Raw genomic sequence first — 7502 nt, forward strand, 5'->3', positions numbered from 1 at the left:
GGGGTAGCACCGCCCGGGCCCGTTCGCAAAGCCGGGCTCAGCCCTCGCCGCGCCCGCCGCGACGCAGATACAGATTGTAGGCCGAGATGCCCACGCACAGGGCCCCGATCACCGCCAGCACCCCCGCCGCGATGGTGGTCTGGTCCAGACCGGACGCTCCCGGCCGGTCCGCCGCCATGGTGAAGCCGACCACCGCCGCCCCGAACGCGGTCAGGCCCACCGCCCCCATGCCCAGAAAGGCGCCCGTCTCGCTCCAGTCCAGACGCCCGCGCCGCTCCGGCTCGAACGACTCCGGCATGAACACCGGCTGGCCGCCCGCGCGCAGCAGCGGATCTTCCATGAACAGCGGTTCCGCCTCGACCGCGGTGACGGGGCGCTCGGCTTCGGGCCAGACCTCGCGGGTCGGCGGCTCCGGCTCCACGTCCGGCGGCGGGGTCAGGATCAGCACGCCCTCCCCCGGCCCGGCAGCCGGCGCCGGCGCCGCGGGGGCCTCGCCGAACACATGCAGGCTCGCCCCCACCGGCACGGCGTAGGGCGAATAGCGCTGCATGGCCATGGCCATCGCCGCGACAGGCGGCGGCGCCGGATCAACAGTCGCCTCGTGCGGCTCGTCGCCATTCTCATTGGCCGCCGCCATGACCGGCGCTGAGGAGGCTTCGGGCTCGGCTTCAACCGGCGTCGTAAACGTCGGCATCACCACCGGCGCCTCTTCGACAGCCGGCTCTTCGCCGGGGTCTTCGACAGGCGCCTGTTCAGCCGGCGCCGCGCTCTCCGGTTCCGCCTCGGGGGCGTCCGGCGCGTCTGCGGGCGTCTCGCCCAGCAGCGTCGCCACGGCCAGGGCCCGCGCGTCGTCGACGGTTTCCGGTTCGGCCGCGACGTGGGACTCGATCTCAGGCTGAGGCTCAGCGGGATGGTCGGCCGCCGCCTCGGGCGCCCGCGTCACGACCGGCGCCGCCATCAGCGCCGCCAGATCCGCCTCCTGCTCCGGGTCATATTGAAACAGCGCGCTCTCGGCCGCTCGGCGCCGCGCTGCCGGATCGGGCGCCGGCGTCAGCGGCGGAGAGTCACAGGCGCCCAGCGCCCGCGCGGCGTCCCCGGGCTCGCCCGCATTGACCCAGACCAGCACCTCCGACGCCAGAAACCGCTCCAGCCCCAGCGCCTGACCAAAGCTGGCCAGGGCGTCCACCTGATGCGGGTTCAGCGGCAGGTCGACCCGCTCGGCGATGGCGTTCAGGATCGGCAGCAGGTCGTACTGCAGCAGCAGCTCGGCCTCGGTCGCATCGACCGTCGCGCCCTCGCGGGCCGACAGCGTATGCCCGTGACCCACGACCCAGCGGCCGTCCGCCAGACGCTCGGCGCGCGGCCGGAAGCCCTCGAAGCTCTTGATGAGCTCCAGGCCCCGGCGGGACACCTTCAGCTTCGGCTTGTCGATCTGCGACAAAGGTCCTGACCCAGAATGAGACGGGCGGGTTCGCCCTGAACGGGAACCAGCAAGGTCCAGGCCGGTTCGCCAGGATTAGAGCAGCAGCAGGCTGGCGATGCCCAGGAACGACAGAAAGCCGATGAAATCCGTGGTGAAGGTGATGAACACCGAAGACGACACCGCCGGGTCCCGGCCCAGCCGATCCAGCGTCAGAGGCACCAGTATGCCCACCACCGACGCCACGAACATGTTGATCATCAGGGCCATGGCCACGGTCAGCGACAGCAGGGGATCCTGGAACCACAGATAGGCCCCCGCCGCCATCAGCACCGCCAGGGCGACGCCATGAACCAGCCCCACGGACATTTCCCTGAAGATGATGCGCACCGCATTGGCCGCGTTCAGCTCCCGGCTGGCCAGGGTCCGCACCGACACCGCCAGGGTCTGCGCCCCGGCGTTTCCGCCCAGGGACGCCACGATCGGCATGATGACGGCCAGGGTCACCAGCCGCTCGATCTGGTCCTCGAAGGCGGAGATCACGCTGGCCGCAAGCCCGGCCGTGCCCAGGTTGATGATCAGCCACGGCAGCCGTGACCGGACAATGCTCATGACGCCCGCGTCACGGCCCGTGTCCGCCACACCCGCCAGGCGCAGCAGGTCCTCGCGGTTCTCTTCCTGGATGATGTTGACGATGTCATCGACGGTGATCTGGCCCACCAGCCGCCCGCCCGAGTCCACCACCGGCGCCGAGATCAGGTGGTACTTCTCGAAGATATAGGCCACCTCTTCCTGGTCCTGATGCACCTCGATCTCGTTGATCGGCTCCATCAGGGCGGCCAGTTTCGCATCGCGCCCGGCGCGCAGCAGGCGGCTGACCGCCACCCCGCCCACGGGCCGGTACTGCGGGTCCACCACATAGATGTCGAAGAACAGCTCGGGCAGGTCCTCGCCCTGGGCCCGCAGGTGGTCGATGGTGTCGCCCACGCTCCAGAACTCGGGCGCCGCCATCACCTCGCGCTGCATCAGGCGCCCGGCGGAGTCCTCCTCATAGCCCAGCGAACTCTCGATGGCGGCCCGGTCCTGTTCGGGCATGGCCGCCAGCACCGCGCGGCGCTGGTCGTCCTCCATCTCCTCCACCACCGCGGCGGCGTCGTCGGAGTCCAGTTCCTGCAGCGCCTCGGCCAGGGCGCCCGAGGGCAGCCGCTCCAGCACCTGCTCGCGGATGCTGTCGTCCAGCTCCGGCAGCACCTCGGCCAGCACGTCCGGCGCCAGCCACAGGACCAGCACCGAGCGGTGCTCGGACGTCAGGAAGCCCATCAGGTCAGCGATGTCGGCGGGGTGCAGGTCTTCCAGCAGATCGCGCAGACGATCGCCGTCGCCCACGTCGGCCGCATCGATCACCTTCTCCACGAAGGCGGCCGTCAGGGCGTAGTCGTCGCCCAGGTGTTCGTCGTCAGTGTCCGGGTCAGGACCGGCCGGGGCGTCGCGCACGTCGTCGATGGTCACGAGCGTTCTCCCCTTCCAGTGAGTCAGTCCTGTTCAGCGTTCAGCCGATGAGTCATTCCGCATATATGCGAGAGCCTGATTCACGGCCCCGGCGCAATCGCGATGCGATTGGCCTCACCCGATCAGGCTCTGGTTGATGGTGCGGTCGAGAAGACTCGAACTTCCACTCCGGTTAGGGAACAGCGACCTCAACGCTGCGCGTCTACCAATTCCGCCACGACCGCTCGCATCGGAGCGGGGGCAATAGCCGAGGATGAACCGAAAGGAAAGGGCCCTTCTCCCCGAAACCCATTCTCCCCCTTCCCTTCTCCCCTTGAGGGAGAAGGTGGCCGCCGCAGGCGGTCGGATGAGGGGTGAATCCCGGTGTCGGCAGGGTCGCGCAAAGGCGCGGCGAATTGCGTCGCAAGCGACTGGCTGAGTACGGAGGGCTCAAAGCGACGGCCCGCGATCGTCGCCTGCAAAAACTCAGGCGTCCGCCCCCAGATACAGCACGACGAAATTGATCGTATCGACCACGCCGTGGACCAGCACGATGGGCCACAGGTTGCGCTTCAACAGCAGGAATGCGGCCCCGAAGGCGATGCCGATCGCCGCCGTCGTCACCAGCCCGCGCAGGCCCTGATAGTAGACATGCCCCAGCCCGAACAGCAGGGCGGGGAGAAGAACAGCGAGTACGGGGGCGAGGGGCACGCCACGGAACAGCGCCAGGGCCCGGGTCACCAGAAAACCGCGGAAAAACATCTCTTCACCGAACGCGGCCGCGGTCCAGACAATCCCGAGCCAAAGCAGCAGCATCGGCAAACTGCCCTCGACGTCGCCCCAGCGATCCCCGACCCCATCGGGAACGGTTTTGAGGAACGTCCAGCCGAGCGCCTCCCCGCCATGCACGACCACCGTGACGGCCGCGGCGAAAAAGCCGAACACCAGCAGGGCTTGCGGCAGGATCAACAGCTTCGCCTTGACGCCCCTCAGCGGGATCAGGCCGACCGATGACCAGCCCTCCCCCCGTCGGCGCAGATAGATCGCCAGGCAGATCAGGGTCGCGATCAGCGACACGGGCCCCGCGAACCGCCAGAACAGCGGGTCGAAGGCGATGCGAAGGACCAGCGCCAGCGCCCCGAACGCCGCCAGCTCAACGGCGGCCCTGCGCCGGTCTATCGCGGCCGTCGGGCTTTCCGGCGCCCCCGGCTGGCGCGCCGCGCGCTGTTCTGCGGGATGGATCTCGTCGGTCATGGCCAGGCTCCGGTGTCGGGACTGGCTGGCATAGCTCACACGGCTCGGGCTGATCTTGAACGTCTGTGCATGGCGGCCCAGACCTTTGGCGTCATGCCGTAGGCCTTCTTGAAATGCCGGGTGAAATGGCTCTGGTCGGCGAACCCGGCGGCCTGGGCCACCTCGGCGAGGCCTGCGCCCCGGCTCATCATCCCGCGCGCCCGGTCGAGCCGTCGGAAGATCAGATAGCGGTAGGGACTTGCGCCCAGCAGGGCGCGAAAATCCCGCGAAAGCCGCCAGCGATCATATTGCGCGGCCTGTTCCAGATCGGCGAGCGTCGGGGCGCAATCCAGATTCGCCTCGATGAAATCGCGCGCCCGCAGCACGGCGGCGTGGTTCTGAACCCCGGTCGGCAGGTCCGCGCCGGACGCCTGCGACAAGGCCGCCGTCAGATCCGTGATCGCCTGCTCGCGCTCAAGATCCTCCATGGGGCTGTCGAGATCGTCCAGCAGGTCACAAACCACCCGGTGAAGCCCCGGATCGTCCGATACGCCGCCCTTGACGAACGGAAGCGGGCGGCCATCAAGCACCTTCTGGATATCGGCCGGCGCCACATAGGCGGTCTTGTACTGAAACGGCAGGCCGTCGCCCGCGCGCCCGTCGTGGAGTTCGTCCGGATGCAGAACGACGATCTGGCCGGGCAGCGAATGGCGCGACGCGCCCCGGTAATCGAAGCTCTGAACCCCGGCCACGGTGACCCCGATCGCATAGGTGTCGTGCCGATGCGGCGCGAAGGCGACCCCGGTGAACCGCGCCTCCAGACGATCGATGCCGCCGGACGACCTGAACACCCAGTTGTCCGCACCCGCCGCCATCCGCCGATCCCTCACCATGGTGGAGGCCAAGCCCGCCGTCCGGGCCGGGCGCCGCGCCACCGCTGAAAGAGAAGACCGGCAATTGTCCCTGCGTCCACTTACCGCTTGTTAATCCGGCGTTTTCCGCAGGCCTCAGCCGCCTCGCGACCACGGCGCCGGCACGCCGGCAGGCGCCCAGCACGACTCCAGGCTCCCCGCGAAGTCGGTCGCCCAGGCGGCCGGCGAGCCATCGTCGATCCAGCCGCGATAGGTCGACACCCGCGCGAACTGCTCGACCTCCACCTGCACAATGTCGGCGTGCAGCACCAGAGCCATGAGTTCATCGCCCGCTACGGGATTGGCAACAGCGTCCGGGACCCAGACCGCATTCGCCGATCGGCCCAGCGCCGCAAGGGCCTCGGGACAGGCTCTGAGATCAGCCTCGACCCACTCCACGCCGATCTCATCCAGCGCGGTCTGAATCTGCCGGGGCGATGTGGCCCCCCGCTCGATCAGCCGGCCCACCAGATGCGTTCCCCGCTGCCGCGGACGCGTAAGGTCGGCAGGCGCGGGCGCGCGCACCATGCGTGCGCGCAATCGCGATGCGCAGTCGTCCTCCCGGATGTTTTCCGCGTCGACGCAGCCCTCGGCCACAGCGATGGCGTAAACCGGCCAGTCATAGTCGTCGCCAGTATAGACGATCCTGACCGTTGATCGGTCCTCGATATGCTCGGACGGGAAAAAGCGCGTTGGATCAAAGGCGAGGGTCCGCACTCTGTCGCGAACACCATAGGGCGCGACCCCGCCTTCGTCCTGCGCCAGCACAGGCTGCGCCAGACACCCGGCGACGAACGACACGAAGGCGAGGCGGCGGATGGAAACCGGCATCCTGTGACCCTGCCCCGAGACCCGCTTTTGCACAATGGCCGGCGAACGGCCGTCAGCCTGATAGGTCAGTCAGCCTTCGCCTTGGCTTCCATGACATGCGGAAAATACGTCTCGTCCCATTCGTCCGGCCGAAACAGCACCTTGCCCCACTCGATCACCTCGTCGCCTTCCATGTAGGGGCGATTGCGGGCCGGCAACTCGGGTCCCATGTCCTCCGGCATGATGTGGACGTGATCGCTATGCTCGCTCAGCCCCTAGAGTTCGCTGACCAGCAGGTCGCGGCCGGCCGGATTGAGCCAGACCTGCAGCGAGCCGTCCTGACTTCGGCTGAACGTGATGCGGGGTTTGCTGCCCATCATGCTGCTCCATCTCACGCATTCGCCTCATTCCCAGCGCGGCATCACGATGGTGCGGGGCTTGTCCAGCGCCCTCAGCGCCGCCTCCTGGGTCGAGAACAGGGCGTAGGCCGCGTCCCCCTGGGCGCAGGCCGCAAAGCCTGCACGCGGCAGCACGCGATCCAGATGTTCGACCAGCCCTTCCACGGCGTCTGCGTCCATCCAGTCCGGCAGGCCGGCCGGATCGAGGGCGGCCACATAGGCGGCCACGTGCACCGCGTGATGCTGGTCGGGTCGCTGGAGACAGTCCCGCGTCAGGGCGTGCAGCGGCGTTTCACCGGCGTCGGCCGGGAACATCAGCACCGGCACGGCGTACAGGGTGCGGGGCGGCCCCAGGCTGCGGTTGACGAAGCCGGCGGTGGCGTAACCGTCCGCCAGACCCGGTGCGGAGACCCGCACCTGTCGCGCATCGCGGTACACGCCGCCCACGGGATAGGCGAGGACCAGGCGTCTCTGGATGCGCCCGTCCAGGGTGAAGCGGCCGTCCGCTCCCGTGACGACCGTGGGCGCGCCCTCAAGGCGGGCATGGCGCACCTGCGCCCCCTCGACCGGCCGGTCGGTTCCGGCATGGATGACGACGCCGCGCGTGTCGGGCGCCAGAACCATATCGCGCTGGGTAATGCAGGCTGTCAGACCAAGGCAGGCCACCAGCGCGGTCAGACCCTTCACCACCGGGTTCCCCATGGCCGCCGCTCCTCTCCAACCCTTGCAGACGGCAGATTATCCCCGCCCTGCTTGATTGCAACACGGCGGCCGGGCCGGCGAAAACAGGCATCGGCGACCGCTCGAACGCTCCGTTGATCCCGCATTTCCCGGCGCCAATCCCTTATAAAACAAGGCCCCGCCCTCAAAATCCGGCCCTTTTTCACTGCAGCGCTCGTGGGCGCCGCACACTGGGGGGCATGGACATCAAATTTCGATACCTCCCCGACAGCCCGCCCGTGTTCGACACCGCAAAGGCCCGCGCCCGCTGGGCCGCCGCCAAGGCTGACTATCTGGCGGGCGGCAGCGGGCCCGAGGTGTGCGAGCGCCACGGCCTCAGCCTGCGCACCTTCCGCTGGCGCGCCAGCAACGAGGGCTGGCGCCGCGCCGACCAGCCCGCCCCCTTCATCGCCGCTGACCCGCCGCAGCCCTCCCCCGCACCGGCGGCGCAAGACCAGACCCTTGTCATCCCGGAAGCGCCGCAGGCGCTGTCCGGGACGCCCCTCACCGCCGCGCAGATGG

At 68.9% G+C, this 7502-nt stretch carries 8 protein-coding genes and 1 tRNA gene; 1 reads left to right on the forward strand and 8 read right to left on the reverse strand.

Going from position 1 to position 7502, the window contains the following annotated elements:
- Positions 1–37: 37 nt before the first annotated feature.
- The 8 genes from ACK4SE_RS10675 to ACK4SE_RS10710 all read right to left on the reverse strand — a co-directional run bounded on the left by ACK4SE_RS10675 (position 38) and on the right by ACK4SE_RS10710 (position 6962).
- The gene (locus ACK4SE_RS10675; RefSeq protein WP_409692271.1) at positions 38–1441 is read right to left on the reverse strand and encodes a glycoside hydrolase family protein; all 1404 of its coding nucleotides are present in this window, start codon (positions 1439–1441) and stop codon (positions 38–40) included.
- Positions 1442–1516: 75 nt separating this feature from the next.
- Positions 1517–2929, reverse strand: a complete 1413-nt coding sequence (gene mgtE / locus ACK4SE_RS10680) for a magnesium transporter (protein ID WP_409692274.1) — start codon at positions 2927–2929, stop codon at positions 1517–1519.
- A gap of 137 nt (positions 2930–3066) precedes the next feature.
- Positions 3067–3153: transfer RNA gene (locus tag ACK4SE_RS10685), tRNA-Leu, on the reverse strand.
- Positions 3154–3394: 241 nt separating this feature from the next.
- Complete coding sequence (locus ACK4SE_RS10690; protein WP_409692277.1) at positions 3395–4162, reverse strand: type II CAAX prenyl endopeptidase Rce1 family protein; 768 nt, start codon at positions 4160–4162, stop codon at positions 3395–3397.
- A 35-nt stretch (positions 4163–4197) separates the two neighbouring features.
- Positions 4198–5046 carry an AraC family transcriptional regulator gene (locus ACK4SE_RS10695; protein WP_409692279.1) on the reverse strand — a complete coding sequence of 283 codons (849 nt, stop codon included), beginning with the start codon at positions 5044–5046 and terminating at the stop codon, positions 4198–4200.
- A 102-nt stretch (positions 5047–5148) separates the two neighbouring features.
- Positions 5149–5883, reverse strand: a complete 735-nt coding sequence (locus ACK4SE_RS10700) for a hypothetical protein (protein WP_409692281.1) — start codon at positions 5881–5883, stop codon at positions 5149–5151.
- 65 nt (positions 5884–5948) lie between these two features.
- A complete protein-coding gene (locus ACK4SE_RS10705; protein ID WP_409692284.1) occupies positions 5949–6092 on the reverse strand; it encodes a hypothetical protein in 144 nt (47 codons plus the stop codon).
- Between the two features lie 174 nt (positions 6093–6266).
- Positions 6267–6962 (reverse strand): hypothetical protein, encoded by a 696-nt coding sequence (locus ACK4SE_RS10710; protein ID WP_409692287.1) that lies wholly within the window; start codon positions 6960–6962, stop codon positions 6267–6269.
- A gap of 218 nt (positions 6963–7180) precedes the next feature.
- Here ACK4SE_RS10710 and ACK4SE_RS10715 point away from each other — a divergent pair.
- On the forward strand, positions 7181–7502 hold a 322-nt coding region (locus ACK4SE_RS10715; RefSeq protein WP_409692290.1), incomplete at its 3' end, for a hypothetical protein.

It is taken from the genome of Brevundimonas sp. (assembly GCF_046293315.1).
Taxonomy (GTDB): Bacteria; Pseudomonadota; Alphaproteobacteria; order Caulobacterales; family Caulobacteraceae; genus Brevundimonas.

Coding starts and splice junctions, on each gene's coding strand:
- ACK4SE_RS10710 (WP_409692287.1), bottom strand. CDS start 6,962: ATGGGGAACCCGGTGGTGAAGGGTCTGACCGCGCTGGTGGCCTGCCTT.
- ACK4SE_RS10690 (WP_409692277.1), bottom strand. CDS start 4,162: ATGACCGACGAGATCCATCCCGCAGAACAGCGCGCGGCGCGCCAGCCG.
- ACK4SE_RS10700 (WP_409692281.1), bottom strand. CDS start 5,883: ATGCCGGTTTCCATCCGCCGCCTCGCCTTCGTGTCGTTCGTCGCCGGG.
- ACK4SE_RS10705 (WP_409692284.1), bottom strand. CDS start 6,092: ATGGGACCCGAGTTGCCGGCCCGCAATCGCCCCTACATGGAAGGCGAC.